12 protein-coding genes and 1 riboswitch are annotated in these 14,115 nt (G+C 72.3%); all 12 genes read left to right on the plus strand.

Annotated elements, in window-relative coordinates:
- The first annotated feature begins 11 nt into the window (after window positions 1-11).
- The 12 genes from ACZ60B_RS26820 (at window position 12) to ACZ60B_RS26875 (ending at window position 14,031) form a co-directional block, all read left to right on the plus strand.
- Window positions 12-1,496 (plus strand): protein kinase domain-containing protein, encoded by a 1,485-nt coding sequence (locus ACZ60B_RS26820; RefSeq protein ID WP_469391277.1) that lies wholly within the window; start codon window positions 12-14, stop codon window positions 1,494-1,496.
- Between the two features lie 247 nt (window positions 1,497-1,743).
- Entirely contained in the window at window positions 1,744-2,571 is an 828-nt protein-coding gene (locus tag ACZ60B_RS26825; RefSeq protein WP_469391177.1) for a glycoside hydrolase domain-containing protein, read from the plus strand.
- A gap of 189 nt (window positions 2,572-2,760) precedes the next feature.
- Window positions 2,761-3,408, plus strand: coding sequence for a SurA N-terminal domain-containing protein (locus ACZ60B_RS26830; RefSeq protein ID WP_469391179.1), 648 nt, complete (start codon window positions 2,761-2,763; stop codon window positions 3,406-3,408).
- A gap of 126 nt (window positions 3,409-3,534) precedes the next feature.
- A complete protein-coding gene (locus tag ACZ60B_RS26835) occupies window positions 3,535-4,503 on the plus strand; it encodes a nucleoside triphosphate pyrophosphohydrolase (protein ID WP_469391181.1) in 969 nt (322 codons plus the stop codon).
- A gap of 80 nt (window positions 4,504-4,583) precedes the next feature.
- Window positions 4,584-6,686 carry a hypothetical protein gene (locus ACZ60B_RS26840; protein WP_469391183.1) on the plus strand — a complete coding sequence of 701 codons (2,103 nt, stop codon included), beginning with the start codon at window positions 4,584-4,586 and terminating at the stop codon, window positions 6,684-6,686.
- Between the two features lie 93 nt (window positions 6,687-6,779).
- Window positions 6,780-8,048: a cytochrome P450 family protein gene (locus tag ACZ60B_RS26845; RefSeq protein ID WP_469391185.1), complete on the plus strand. Its 1,269-nt coding sequence runs from the start codon at window positions 6,780-6,782 to the stop codon at window positions 8,046-8,048.
- Window positions 8,049-8,228: 180 nt separating this feature from the next.
- The gene (locus ACZ60B_RS26850; RefSeq protein WP_469391187.1) at window positions 8,229-9,080 is read left to right on the plus strand and encodes a transglycosylase family protein; all 852 of its coding nucleotides are present in this window, start codon (window positions 8,229-8,231) and stop codon (window positions 9,078-9,080) included.
- Window positions 9,081-9,427: 347 nt separating this feature from the next.
- A riboswitch (cyclic di-AMP (ydaO/yuaA leader) is annotated at window positions 9,428-9,596 on the plus strand.
- Between the two features lie 3 nt (window positions 9,597-9,599).
- On the plus strand, window positions 9,600-10,277 hold the full coding sequence (locus ACZ60B_RS26855; protein ID WP_469391189.1) for a transglycosylase family protein: 678 nt from the start codon (window positions 9,600-9,602) through the stop codon (window positions 10,275-10,277).
- A gap of 316 nt (window positions 10,278-10,593) precedes the next feature.
- Complete coding sequence (gene eno / locus ACZ60B_RS26860; protein ID WP_469391191.1) at window positions 10,594-11,889, plus strand: phosphopyruvate hydratase; 1,296 nt, start codon at window positions 10,594-10,596, stop codon at window positions 11,887-11,889.
- Between the two features lie 142 nt (window positions 11,890-12,031).
- Window positions 12,032-12,508 carry an FtsB family cell division protein gene (locus ACZ60B_RS26865; RefSeq protein ID WP_469391193.1) on the plus strand — a complete coding sequence of 159 codons (477 nt, stop codon included), beginning with the start codon at window positions 12,032-12,034 and terminating at the stop codon, window positions 12,506-12,508.
- An 18-nt stretch (window positions 12,509-12,526) separates the two neighbouring features.
- Window positions 12,527-13,093, plus strand: a complete 567-nt coding sequence (locus ACZ60B_RS26870; protein WP_469391195.1) for a DUF501 domain-containing protein — start codon at window positions 12,527-12,529, stop codon at window positions 13,091-13,093.
- Window positions 13,090-14,031 (plus strand): Ppx/GppA phosphatase family protein, encoded by a 942-nt coding sequence (locus ACZ60B_RS26875; protein WP_469391197.1) that lies wholly within the window; start codon window positions 13,090-13,092, stop codon window positions 14,029-14,031. Before ACZ60B_RS26870 ends, ACZ60B_RS26875 begins: the two co-directional genes overlap by 4 nt.
- Window positions 14,032-14,115: the final 84 nt, after the last annotated feature.

Consider the following 14,115-nt stretch of genomic DNA (forward strand, 5'->3'; position numbering starts at 1 on the left):
ACCGGTACGAACTGGCCACGCTCATCGGACAGGGCGGCATGGGCCAGGTCTGGACGGCCTACGACCGGCGGCTGGACCGGCGGGTCGCGGTGAAGCTGCTGCGCCCCGACAAGGTCGCGGGCCAGGAGGCGGACGAACTGCGCCGCCGCTTCGTGCGCGAGTGCCGGGTGACCGCCCAGGTCGACCACCCCGGCCTGGTCACCGTGCACGACGCGGGCAGCGAGGGCGAGGAGCTGTTCCTCGTCATGCAGTACGTCGACGGGGCCGACCTCTCCGACCACCTCGCCGAGCACGACCCGTACCCGTGGCAGTGGACGGTCGCGGTCGCCGCGCAGCTGTGCGCGGTGCTGAGCGCCGTCCACGCGGTGCCGATCATCCACCGCGACCTCAAGCCGCGGAACGTGATGGTGAAGCAGGACGGCACGGTCACCGTCCTCGACCTCGGCGTCGCCTCCGTCATGGACACCGACACCACCCGCCTCACGCACACCGGTTCGCCCATCGGCTCGCCCGCGTACATGGCGCCCGAGCAGGCGATGGGCGGCGCGGTCGGCCCGTACACCGACCTGTACGCGCTCGGTGTGCTGATGCACGAACTGCTCAGCGGCCAGGTCCCGTTCGCGGGCTCGACGGCCCTCGGGGTGCTGCACCGGCACCTGTACGAGCCGCCGCTGCCGGTGCGCAGACTGCGCCCGGAGGTTCCGGAGGCGCTGGAGAGCCTGGTCCTGCGCCTGCTCGCGAAGGACCCGCAGCACCGTCCCGCCTCCGCGCAGGAGGTGTACGAGCACCTGGCGCTGCTGCTGCCCGCGCGCGGGACGCCCAGCGGGGCGCCGCTCGACCCCACGCGCCCGTTCCTGCGCCCGCACGCGCCCTGGCCGGACCGCGCCCGCACCCCCGCGCCGCAGCCCGCCCCGGTCGCGCCGGTCGCCGAGAAGCCCGATGTCGCCGGTGCCGTCGACGAGGTCAAGCGACTGCTCGGCGAGGGCCGCATCACCCAGGCCGTCGACATCCTCGGCGCGATCCTGCCCGCCGCCGCCCAGCAGCACGGCGAGCACTCCCCGGTCGTGCGCACCCTGCGCAAGCAGTACGCGGCCACCCTCATGGACGACGGCCAGTACCGGCGCGCGCTGCCCGAACTGCGCCGCCTCGCGGACGAACGCGCCGCCGAGGCCGGCCAGGCCGACCCCCAGTCCCTGCGCTACCGCCACGAGTCCGCGCAGTGCCTGGAGCAACTGGGCGAACCGGCGGCGGCGCTCGCCGAGTACCGCGCCCTGCTGCCGTACTACGAGAACCAGTACGTCGCCGGCGACCCGGAGTCGGCCTTCGACGTCCGCCGCCGCATCGGGCACCTGCTGCTGGCCCTCGGCGACCGCGCCGCCGCCCACGACACACTGGCCAGACTGCTGCACGACGTGGAGCGACTGCGCGGCCCCGGACATCCGCTCGCGGCCGAGATCCGGCGGACGTTGCAGTGGTTGGGGCAGATGCGCGGATAGACACCGGCGAACCGGCCGGGCCGGACCCGGCGGGGCGCGTGGGCCGCCCGGTCCGGGTGGGCCGGACAGATTTTGCTGTGCGCTGAAGGAATATTGTGAGTTCCTAGAGGCGCGCTTTCCCGAACAAGGATGCGCACCAGTTAGGTTGCCATCCGTTTCACGCTACACGCGCTTTCGCGCCGCGCCGCGTGCGCGGTCGTCGCACAACTCGCCGGCACGGCCGGCACAACCAGGGGTGGGGTCACACATGTCCAGCCATCGGCAGTCCCGCAAGCGCAGGTACGTCACCTGGGGGGTGGCGGGAGTCGCCGTCGTCGCCGGGGCCGGCATCGCCGCGCAGACCTCGATGGCCGCCACCACCTGGCCCGCGCAGAAGACCTTCACCGGCCGCGCCTTCGACACCTGCGCCGCGCCCTCCCTGTCCGCGATGAAGGCCTGGCACACCGGCTTCTACGGTGCCGCCGCCGTGTACGTCGGAGGCAAGAACCGCGGCTGCGCCCAGCCCAACCTCACCGCGTCCTGGGTGAAGTCGGTCAGCACCCTCGGCTGGAAGCTCATCCCGCTCTACGTGGGCGCCCAGCCGCCCTGCCAGACCGGGTCCAGCCCGGAGAAGATCAGCGCCGCCACCGCCGCCTCGCTCGGCGCGAGCGACGCCGCCGACGCGGTCGCCAAGGCCTCCGCCCTCGGGATGAAGGCCGGCAGCCCGGTCTACCTCGACATGGAGTCGTACGACATCACGAACAAGGCGTGCAACGACGCCGTCCTGACGTACGTACGCGCTTTCGACAAGGCGCTGCGCGCCAAGACGTACCGCTCCGGTTACTACGGCTTCACCAGCTCCAGCGCGAAGGCCATCGCGAACGCCACCGACAAGACGGACCTGCCGGGCAACATGTGGTACGCCCTGTGGGACAAGACGAACACCACCACCAGCGACTGGCCGTTCGCCACGAGCCAGTGGACGAACCACAGCCGGGGCCACCAGTACATGGTCAACAGCAAGGAGACCATCGGCGGCGTCACGATCACCGTGGACCGGGACGCCTGGGACGGCCCGGTGGCCATCACCGGCTGAGCGACCGCCCGGCTGCCCGGACGACCGCCCGCACAACTGTTCACACGGCGAGGGTGCGGCGGAGGCGAGGCGGTGCCCGAAGTCCCGGTGAATCGTTGGTCGAATGGGTTGGCCAGAGCCTGCCCACTGCCTAACATCGATCACCGCAAGACCTTGTGCACCGTCGCACAATCTCCTCAGGAGGTTTCCTTGCACCGCCGCCGTCGCACCGCGCTCGTCCTGTCCGCCGCGCTCGTCGCCGCGGCCCCGCTCCTCGCCGCCTGCGGAAACGACGCGCATCCCGGTGCCGCGGCCGTCGTCGGCGACCAGCGGATCACCGTGTCACAGCTGGAGAGCAGGGTGCAGGAGGTGCGCGACGCACAGCGCGCGGCGGTGAAGGACGACGCGCAGTACGCGCGCGTCGTCGCCGGCACCGGCGGCCTCACCCGGGACACCCTGCACGGCATGGTCCTGGACCGGGTCCTCCAGCGGGCCGCCCAGGACGCGGGCGTCACCGTCACCCGCAACGAGATCCAGCGGATGCGCGCGAGCCTGGAGCAGCAGGCGGGCGGCGCCGCGGGACTGGAGACGGCCTGGCTCCAGCAGTACGACATCCCGCCGCAGCGCCTCGACGACAACCTCCGCCTCCAGCTCCAGGCGCAGAAGCTCGCCGCACGCCTCGGCACCGACACCAACCAGCCGGCCTTCTGGAAGGCCCTCTCCGAGGCGTCCGGGGAACTCCACGTCGACCTCAACCCGCGCTACGGCGACTGGGACGCCCAGAAGGTCAGCCGCGTCGACGCGAAGACCCCGTGGGTACGCGAGGTCGCGGCCGCGGGGGCGCAGCAGCCGGCCTGACGGGTACGCGGCAGACCGGGTGGGCCGTGTGTCGGGTACAGGGCGTCCCGCGGCCGGGCACGGTGGTACGGCCGGGCCCGGGAGACGACTCCCGGGACTGTCCGCGCCGTGCGTTACGTTCGAGGGGTGAACACAGCCAGCCCCGAAGCCGCCACCGGCCGCGTCGTCCTGCTCACCACCAGCCACCGGGTCGCCCCCGGCCTGCTGTCCTGGCCCGCCTGGCAGGCGCTGCGCGCGGCCGACCGCGTGCTGTGCGCGGACGCGGCCCACCCGCAGCTGCCGTATCTGCGCGAGGCGGGGATAACCGTCGACGAGGCCTCGCCGGCCGCGGAGGACCTGGTCGACCTCTGCGCGGGCGGGCACACGGTGGTGGTCGTGGCCACCGCCGAGGGCGAACCGGCCCTGACCGACGGCCTCGCCCGGCTGGCCGGCTCCGGCCGCGTCGCGATGCCGGAACTGGAGCTGCTCCCCGCCTCCTACGACCTCCCCGGCGCCCGCCTCCTCGACCTCGTCCAGGTCATGGACCGCATCCGTGTCGCGTGTCCCTGGTCGTCCCGGCAGACCCACGAGGGCCTGGCCAAGTACGGCATCGAGGAGGCGTACGAGCTCGTCGAGGCGATCGAGGACGGCGACCGGGACGAGCTGCGCGAGGAGCTCGGCGACGTCCTCCTCCAGGTCGTCTTCCACGCCCGGATCGCCGAGGAGGATCCGCAGGCCCCCTTCTCCGTCGACGACGTGGCCGCGGGCATCGTCACCAAGCTCATCCACCGCCACCCGCACGTCTTCGGCGACGAGACCGCGACCACTCCCGAGGAGGTCAAGGAGCACTGGCTGCGGACCAAGGCAGAGGAGAAGCGGCGCACCTCCGTCACCGAGGGCATCCCCGTGCACCAGCCCGGTCTGGCCCTCGCCGCCAAGCTGGCCTCCCGCGCCCGCACGGCCGGCCTCGACGTCCCGCTCCCGCAGGGCGAGGGCATCGGCTACGAACTGCTGACCCTGGCGGTACGGGCCGAGTCGGAGGGCGTGGACCCGGAGGCGGCGCTGAGAGCGGCGGCGCGGGCGTACCGGGAAGCGATCCGGGCCGCCGAGGACTGACCTTCGGCCGAGCCGCGCGATGACGGCCACCCGGGTCAGTACGGTTGACCCAGGGACGGTCGAGGGGCCAGGGGGCTCGGGTGGAACGGGAGTTGGAGGACCTGGCGGCCAGGGGGGCGCAGACCCTGGTCGCCGGGTTGCACCGGTCGGGCGGGGCGGCGCTGGTGCGTGAGGCGTTCGCGACATGGTTCGAGCGGGCGGGGTGGGCCGGGGAGTCCGATCTGCTGCGGGGGCCGACGGACAGGCTGTCGTACTCCCTTACGCGGTGGACGGGCGTTTTTCTCGATGTGCTGGCGAATTCGCCCGGCCACGACGCGGCGGGCCGCCTCGCGACCCTGATCGGCCGGTTCTCCGAACCCGTGGAGCCCCGGCGGCCCACCGGCCGAGCGGCCACCGCCACCGCCACCGACGGCATCCTCAAACGCGACGCGGTCGTCCCGCCCCCCGCCGACAGGCCCGGGGAGCACGGGAAGCCAGGGGCGCCCGGGGAGTCGGCCGACCGGCCGGGCGTCGCGGGGGACCACGTCGATTTCCGGCAAGGCTCCTTCCACGGCCCCGTCGTGGGGACCCAGCACACCTACGTCAACCACCCCGGCGCCGCACTCCCCGACCCCGGCCGCTGGCCGACGTCGGACGAGATCGACCCGGTCACGCTGGGCGTGCGGCCGGCGCGACGGCCGGGCGGCGCGGACCTCGCGCGGCTCCCGGCGTATGTGGAGCGGGACATCGACGCCACGCTGCACGGCTGGTTCGAGCAGGACGACCTCCTGGTCGTCACCGGCGGCCCGCTGTCCGGCAAGTCACGGACGGCCTGGTCCGCCGCGACACCGGCCGGCGGGCACTCCGCCCGGGTCTTCGCGCCCGCTCCCGGCACGGATCTGCGCGGCCTCCCGGAGGCGTTGCACGGCCGGGGCGGCCGTCATGTCCTGTGGCTCGACCAGTTGGAGGGCCATCTCGGCGAACACGGTCTGAACCTGGGGTTATTGGGCTGGCTCTCCACGCTGCGCGTGCCCGTGGTGGCCACCATGCGCGACGAGGTCTACGAGGAGCACCGCTTCGGCGACGGCCCCGCGTCCAAGCTGCTGGCCCGGGCGAGGGTGGCGCGCGTGGGTTCCCGGTGGAGCGAGGACGAACTCGCCCGGCTGGCCGGGCACGGCGACGACGACCGGCTCGCCGACGCCCTGGAGTGGTCCGGCGAGGGCGTCACCCAGTTCCTCGCGCTCGGCCCCGAGCTGCACGACCTGTGGCACAGCTCCGGACGGTCCAACAGCCGCCATCCGTACGGGCATCTGCTGGTACGGGCGGCCGTGGACCTGGCCTGCTGCGGAGTCACCGGAGGCATCCCGGACCTCCTGCTGAGGACGGCGGCCTCGTACTACGGCAGGAGGCCGTCGGGCGGAGAGACCTTCCAGGAGGCGACGGCCTGGGCGGCCGCACCGCGACACGGAGTGGCTGGGCTGCTGGTCGCCGTCCCCGTCGTTCCGGGGCCGGGCGCGAGGGGAAGCGAGGGGGCGTGGCGGCCGCACGGATCGCTGGTCGCGCAGGCACGACGGACGTCGGTGCCGGTGCGGACGGACGTCTGGCGTTGCGCGCTGGAGCAGACGCGCCACGACGCCGACGTGCACCACAACGTCCGCAGGACCGCCCACGCCGTCTTCGCCCCGAGAGCCGAAGCGGGTGACACCGAGGCCATGCACCTCATGGGCGTGCTGGGCCGGGTCGCCGAGGACGAGGCCACCGAGCTGGACTGGTTCCGCAAGGCGGCCGAGGCGGGGCGGACGGACCTGGCGGCACGGGTCGGGGAACTGCTGCTGGAACGGGGCGAGGCCGAGGAGGCCCTGCCGTATCTGCGGGCGGCGGCCGAGCACAGGCCCGGGGCACGCGAGGCACGCCTGCTCGGCCTGGCACATCTGTCGTTGGCCGAGCACTGGCTGCGGACGGCGGCGGACGGTGGGGACGGGGAGGCGGCGGACTGGTTGGGGCTGTTCGGGGAGGGGGACGTTGCGGAGGCACGGGCGGGGGAGCCACGGGCGGCCCGATCGGCTCCGCTGCCGGGATCCGCAGGGGAGGCGCCGCGGCGCCGTGCCCCGACCAGCGTGATTCCGACTTCTGGGGCCTCGGACAGGCATCTGAGACGCCGCCTGCTCGACATCCCCAAAGGCCCGGTCGACGATGCCGGGTAGGCGGTCCCGCGGTGCACGGTTCTGCCGGGCTTCCGGACCGGCGTACCCCGCCGCGAAGAAGGCCCCCGCCGGGAACCCGGCTAACGTCGAGGCGTGACCAACCAGCCAGCGCCCGACAGCCCCGCCCCCGACCTCTTCACCTGGGAGTTCGCCGCCGACCCGTACCCGGCCTACGCCTGGCTGCGCGAGCACGCCCCCGTGCACCGCACCCGGCTGCCCAGCGGGGTCGAGGCCTGGCTGGTCACCCGGTACGCCGACGCCCGGCAGGCCCTCGCCGACCCGCGGCTGAGCAAGAACCCCGCACATCACGACGAGCCCGCGCACGCCAAGGGCAAGACCGGCATCCCCGGTGAACGCAAGGCCGAGCTGATGACCCATCTGCTCAACATCGACCCGCCGGACCACACCAGGCTCCGGCGGCTGGTCAGCACGGCGTTCACCCCGCGCCGGGTCGCGGAGTTCGCACCGCGCGTGCAGGAGCTGACCGACCGGCTCATCGACGGCTTCGCCGCCCGGGGCTCCGCCGACCTCATCCACGAGTTCGCCTTCCCGCTGCCCATCTACGCCATCTGCGAACTGCTCGGCGTACCCCGTGAGGACCAGGACGACTTCCGGGACTGGGCGGGCATGATGATCCGGCACGGCGGAGGGCCGCGGGGCGGCGTCGCGCGGTCGGTGAAGAAGATGCGCGGCTATCTCGCCGAGCTCATCCACCGCAAGCGGGAGGCGCTGCCGGAGACCGCCGCACCCGGCGAGGACCTCATCTCCGGTCTCATCCGCGCCTCCGACCACGGCGAGCACCTCACCGAGAACGAGGCCGCCGCGATGGCGTTCATCCTGCTGTTCGCGGGGTTCGAGACCACGGTCAACCTCATCGGCAACGGCATGTACGCCCTGCTGACCCACCCCGGTCAGCGCGACCGCCTCCAGTCGTCCCTGGCCGCCGGCGAGTCCGGACTGATGGAGACCGGCATCGAGGAACTCCTGCGCTACGACGGGCCGGTGGAGCTGGCGACCTGGCGGTTCGCGACCGGGCCGCTGACCATCGGCGGACAGGACATCGCCCCCGGGGACCCCGTTCTCGTCGTCCTCGCGGCCGCCGACCGGGACCCGGAGCGGTTCGCCGAGCCGAATGTGCTCGACCTCACTCGCAGTGACAACCAGCACCTCGGTTACGGCCATGGAATCCACTACTGCCTGGGTGCACCGCTGGCCCGGCTGGAGGGACGGACGGCGCTGACCACGCTCCTCACCCGGCTTCCCGATCTGCAACTCGCCGCAGAGCCTGCGGACTTGAGATGGCGCGGCGGACTCATCATGCGCGGGCTGCGTGTCCTGCCTGTGGAGTTCACGGCGGTCTGACCGATTGGCGGCAGTCGTGAGGGTTCCGTGCCCGGGTGACGCACCGTCAACATTGTGATCTGCGCGTGATCTCTGCGGCATGAACTTGTGACAAGTGATCGTGTGCCGATACGTTCAATCATCAACACGGCGTCAGCGTCAGGCCGTGTCGGTCACTGCTGTCGCACGAAAGGTTTCCGCATGCTCTCCGGAAACGGTCGTCACCGTCGTCCCCGCCAGGCCCCGGCCCTGCTCGTCGCGGCCGGCGTGGCGGGTTCCGCCATCGCCATCCCGCTCCTGGGCGCCGGTGGCGCGAGCGCGGCCGAGGGCAGCACCTGGGACCAGGTCGCGCAGTGCGAGACCGGTGGCTCGTGGAGCGCCGACAGCGGTGACGGGCACTTCGGAGGCCTGCACCTGACCCAGGCGGACTGGGAGCAGTACGGCGGTCTCGACTACGCCTCCAGGGCCGATCTGGCCAGCCGGTCCCAGCAGATAGCCGTCGCCGAGAAGATCCTCGCCGCCCAGGGGGCCGGCGCCTGGTCCACCTGTGGACTGACCTCCGGGCTCGCCAAGGACTCCGCGACGGCCGCCGTCGACACGGGTGTGGCGGGCGACACCGCGAGCGGCGCGTCCGGGGCGACCGGGTCGCCCTCGGTGTCGGACCCGCTCGGCCTGTCCGACTCCTCCACCGGTGCCACCGCCGACCCGTCCGCGACGCCCGCCGCCGGCACCGCGTCCGCCGACCCGTCCGCCCTGCCTTCCGGCACGACGTCCCCCGCCACCTCTTCCGCGACCGCGACGGACAAGGCGGGCGAAACCGCCGATACCGCCACGAGTGACGCACAGGACGATGACGTCGTGGCAAGTGGGGCGAAGGCTGACTCTTCGGACAATTCCCGTCAGGCCATCGGGGCTTCGGGCCTGGTCGACACGGGCGACCTGGGCACCGGCCGCCACCGCGGCGCCAGCGCCGACGAGGACACGGCCTCCGCCGACACCGACGCCGACCTCTCCTTCGTCGGCCGGCACGCCTCGACCGCGTACGGCTCGTAACCCGCTCGCGCCGGGGTGGCCCGCCGGCCCTCCGGCCGGCCCTCCGGGCCTCCGCGACGGAAGGCGCCGCTCCGCATGGTGAGCGGGGGGCGGGTGATGCCGTCGGAACCCGCGTCCTCCCCGGTCAGGCCTGGGAGGCACCTGCCTAAACGGGCCTAAAGCGGCGAGAGTTGACGCCCCGTTTCGCCGCTAAATGTCCGTTTTGATGAAACTGTGGGATGAGTCTCAGAAGCCCTGATCGTCTTTGGAAATACCAGGATCGCCTGTCTACGGTCGAGATCGCTCGCCACAGCGGGCACCGGCCGCCGCAACGCCGAATCCTGCCAGCGGCTGCCCGGGAACATTCGTCGCGTCAAGCGCCGTCGGCAGGAGCGGGGGACCCAAGGTAAGCGCCGGGCCCAGCGGTTGAAGCTGGTGCCGGCTCGGGGTGAAGCCGCGTCCCGTGAGGGGCGTGGCCGGGCAACTCAACCGGCCCGAACCCGACAGCTCACCTCGCAGGCGTCGGTGAGGGGATCCACCATGCTGTTTTCCGGTAAGGGCACGCACCGCCGCTCCTCCAAGGCCACCCGCATCGCCGCGCTCGCCGGTGTCGCCGGTGTCGCCATCGCCGCCCCGCTGCTGGCGGCCGGCAACGCCTCCGCCGCCACCGCCGCCGAGTGGGACACCGTCGCCCAGTGCGAGTCCGGCGGCAACTGGGCCATCAACACCGGCAACGGCTACTACGGCGGTGTCCAGTTCTCCGCCTCCACCTGGGCCGCGTACGGCGGCACGCAGTACGCCTCGCAGGCCAACCTGGCCACCAAGGCCCAGCAGATCACCATCGCCGAGAAGGTCCTCGCCTCCCAGGGCAAGGGCGCCTGGCCGGTCTGCGGCAAGGGCCTGTCCCGCACCCCCTACACCGGTGCCGCCGCCGCGTCGAGCACCCCCGCGCCCAAGACCGTCACCCGCTCCGCCGAGCCGCAGACCGCCTCCCGCTCCGCCGAGCGCCCGGCCGCCGCGCAGACCGTCACCACCCCGGCCGGCACGAAGGTCGCGAAGGGCGACGGCGAGTACAAGGTCGTCAAGGGCGACACGCTCAGCAGCATCGCCCAGAAGCACCAGGTCAAGGGCGGCTGGCAGGCGCTGTTCAAGCTGAACAAGGGCGTCGTCGCCGACGCCGACGTCATCCACCCCGGCCAGCAGCTTCACCTGAAGTGACAGCGGGCTCGTAGCTGAACCACGGCGGCCTCCCAGCCGTGTCCTTCATTGTGGAGGCCACGTGAGGGCCGTCCCCCCGTCCCCACGGGCTCCCCGTCCCGGTGCGTTCTTCCCCCGTACGCACCGGGACGGGGTTTTTTGTCGAACCGGCTTTGTTCCGTTCGGAAACAATTTACTCTCGGTTCCGTCCATGAGGCGGTCAACGACCGGCTGATCGCCCCGGGACGGCTAGGCTCAGTCACGCGCGGCCACCACAGGCCTGCGCATCACCGGGCTTTTCCGGCCCGGCATAGCTTGCGTCACATCCCAGAAGGAGATGCTCGTGCCGTCCATCGACGTCGTCGTAGCCCGGGAAATCCTGGACTCCCGAGGCAACCCCACGGTCGAGGTCGAGGTCGGCCTCGACGACGGCAGCACGGGTCGTGCCGCCGTCCCCTCCGGCGCCTCCACCGGTGCCTTCGAGGCCATCGAGCTCCGTGACGGTGACCCCAACCGTTACCAGGGCAAGGGCGTCGAGAAGGCCGTCCTCGCCGTCATCGAGCAGATCGGCCCGGAGCTCGTCGGCTACGACGCCACCGAGCAGCGCCTGATCGACCAGGCGATGTTCGACCTGGACGCCACCGACAACAAGGGCTCGCTCGGCGCGAACGCCATCCTCGGCGTCTCCCTCGCCGTCGCGCACGCCGCCTCCGAGGCCTCCGACCTCCCGCTCTTCCGTTACCTGGGCGGCCCGAACGCGCACCTGCTGCCCGTTCCGATGATGAACATCCTGAACGGCGGCTCGCACGCCGACTCCAACGTGGACATCCAGGAGTTCATGATCGCCCCGATCGGCGCGGAGACCTTCTCCGAGGCGCTGCGCTGGGGCGCCGAGGTCTACCACACCCTCAAGAAGGTGCTGAAGACCAAGGGCCTGTCCACCGGTCTCGGCGACGAGGGCGGCTTCGCCCCGAACCTGGAGTCCAACCGCGCCGCCCTCGACCTCATCGTCGAGGCCATCAAGGAGGCCGGTTACACCCCCGGCGAGCAGATCGCCCTCGCCCTCGACGTCGCCGCCTCCGAGTTCTACAAGGACGGCGTCTACACCTTCGAGGGCAAGGAGCGCTCCGCCGCCGAGATGACCGAGTACTACGCCGAGCTCGTGGCGGCGTACCCGCTGGTCTCCATCGAGGACCCGCTGTTCGAGGACGACTGGGCCGGCTGGAAGATCATCACCGACAAGCTGGGCGACAAGGTCCAGATCGTCGGCGACGACCTCTTCGTCACCAACCCCGAGCGCCTGGCCCGCGGCATCGAGGAGGGCACCGCCAACGCCCTGCTCGTCAAGGTCAACCAGATCGGTTCGCTGACCGAGACCCTGGACGCCGTCGAGCTCGCCCAGCGCAACGGCTTCAAGTGCATGATGTCCCACCGCTCCGGCGAGACCGAGGACGTCACCATCGCCGACCTCGCGGTCGCCGTGAACTGCGGCCAGATCAAGACCGGCGCCCCGGCCCGCTCGGACCGCGTCGCCAAGTACAACCAGCTGCTGCGCATCGAGGAGATCCTCGACGACGCCGCGGTGTACGCCGGCCGCAGCGCCTTCCCGCGGTTTCGCTCTGCGAACCAGTAGGCACGGCAAGGGCTGAGCCGTACAGGGTCAAGCCTGAGCCAGTCGTACGTACGTCCCCGTACTCGGTCCCGTACCGTGTCCGGGGACGTACGCGTGTGACGGCGCGTGTGACGACGGGCGCGAAGGGGAGGCGGAGAGCCAGATGGCCGTGAAGGACCGGGACCGTTTCTCCACCGCGACCAGGCTGCGGGTGCTCGGCGAGCAGACCGCGGCCCGGGTCTACCGCTCCCAGACCAGACGGCAGGCCCGCCGCTCCCGGCTCACCGGACGGGCCGCGCTGCTCGCCCTCGTGCTGTGCTCGCTGGTCGTGGCCCTCGCCTACCCCATAAGGCAGTACGTCTCGCAGCGCGCCGAGATCGCCGACATGGAGCGGCAGAAGGAGCAGGCCAGGGAGCGCGTGGAGGAACTGCGCGACCTCAAGGCCCGCTGGCAGGACGACGCGTACGCCGAGCAGCAGATCCGGCAGCGGCTGCACTACGTGATGCCCGGCGAGACCGGCTATGTGGTGATCGACCCGGACGCGGTCAAGCAGTCGCGGGCCGCCCGCGGGGCGGCGCGCCGCCCCTGGTACTCGAACGTCTGGGACGGAGTCGACAAGTCCGACGCCTCCGACCAGTGAACGGACAGAAAGACACGCATGCAAACGCCCCCGCCGCACACTGAGCGCACCGAGCCCACCGACGCGGACGTCGAGGCCTTCAAGCAGCAGCTCGGGCGGCCGCCGCGCGGGCTGCGCGCCATCGCGCACCGGTGCCCCTGCGGGCAGCCGGACGTCGTGGAGACGGCCCCCCGGCTGCCCGACGGCACGCCCTTCCCGACGCTCTACTACCTGACGTGCCCGAAGGCGAACTCCGCGATCGGCACGCTGGAGGCGAACGGCGTGATGAAGGAGATGACCGACCGGCTGGCGACCGACCCCGAGCTGGCCGCCGCCTACCGCGGCGCGCACGAGGACTACATCCGCCGCCGGGACGAGATCGAGGAGCTGACGGGCTTCCCGAGCGCGGGCGGCATGCCGGACCGGGTGAAGTGCCTGCACGTTTTGGTCGCGCACTCGCTGGCGGCCGGGCCGGGGGTGAACCCGCTCGGCGACGAGGCGCTCGCGATGCTGCCGGAGTGGTGGCGCAAGGGCGCCTGCGTCGTCCCGGCCGGGGAGTGCGGGAAGCCCGCGGAGGGCGTGGAGTCCGGGGAGGGCGACCAGTGACCCGGGTGGCGGCGATCGACTGCGGTACGAACTCCATCCGGCTGCTGGTGGCCGACGCCGACTTTGGGACGGGTGAACTGGTCGACCTGGACCGGCGGATGACCATCGTCCGGCTCGGCCAGGGCGTGGACCGCACCGGCCGGCTCGCCCCCGAGGCGCTGGCGCGCACCTTCGCCGCCTGCCGTGAATACGCGGACGTCATCAAGGAGTTCGGCGCCGAGCGGATCCGCTTCGTCGCCACCTCCGCCTCCCGGGACGCGGAGAACCGGGACGAGTTCGTCCGCGGGGTGCTGGACATCCTCGGCGTCGAGCCCGAGGTCATCTCCGGCGACCAGGAGGCCGAGTTCTCCTTCACCGGCGCCACCAGGGAACTGACGGGCCGTGCGGACCTGGACCGGCCCTACCTGGTGGTGGACATCGGCGGCGGCTCGACCGAGTTCGTCGTCGGCGACGAGCACGTGGGCGCCGCGCGCTCGGTCGACGTCGGCTGCGTACGGATGACCGAACGGCACCTGGTCGTGGACGGCGAGATCACCGACCCGCCGACGGCCGGTCAGATCGCCGCGATGCGGGCCGACATCGAGGCGGCCCTCGACCTCGCCGAGCGGACCGTCCCGCTGCGCCGGGCGCACACCCTCGTCGGCCTGGCCGGCTCCGTCACCACCGTGTCGGCGATCGCGCAGGACCTGCCCGCGTACGACTCGGCGGCCATCCACCACTCCCGGGTCTCCCACGACCGGGTCCGCGAGATCACCGACCGGCTGCTGCGCTCCTCCCACGCCGAGCGCGCGGCGATCCCCTCGATGCACCCGGGCCGGGTCGACGTGATCGGGGCGGGCGCCCTCGTACTGCTCGCGATCATGGAGCGGATCGGGGCCGAGGAGGTCGTGGTGAGCGAGCACGACATCCTCGACGGCATCGCCTGGTCGATCGCGTAGCCGCTCGCGGAGTCCGGCTCGCACTCTGCTGAGCAGGCAGGAAGCGCGTTTGAGCGCGGCGGAGGGGTCCTCGCGGGCCCCTCC

The organism is Streptomyces sp. NPDC104096 (assembly GCF_055584385.1).

Bases quoted from the DNA above. Each gene is read 5' to 3' on its own strand.
- ACZ60B_RS26850 (WP_469391187.1), top strand. From the start codon at position 8,229: ATGCTCTCCGGAAACGGTCGTCACCGTCGTCCCCGCCAGGCCCCGGCC.
- eno (WP_469391191.1), top strand. From the start codon at position 10,594: ATGCTCGTGCCGTCCATCGACGTCGTCGTAGCCCGGGAAATCCTGGAC.
- ACZ60B_RS26855 (WP_469391189.1), top strand. From the start codon at position 9,600: ATGCTGTTTTCCGGTAAGGGCACGCACCGCCGCTCCTCCAAGGCCACC.
- ACZ60B_RS26865 (WP_469391193.1), top strand. From the start codon at position 12,032: ATGGCCGTGAAGGACCGGGACCGTTTCTCCACCGCGACCAGGCTGCGG.
- ACZ60B_RS26825 (WP_469391177.1), top strand. From the start codon at position 1,744: ATGTCCAGCCATCGGCAGTCCCGCAAGCGCAGGTACGTCACCTGGGGG.
- ACZ60B_RS26870 (WP_469391195.1), top strand. From the start codon at position 12,527: ATGCAAACGCCCCCGCCGCACACTGAGCGCACCGAGCCCACCGACGCG.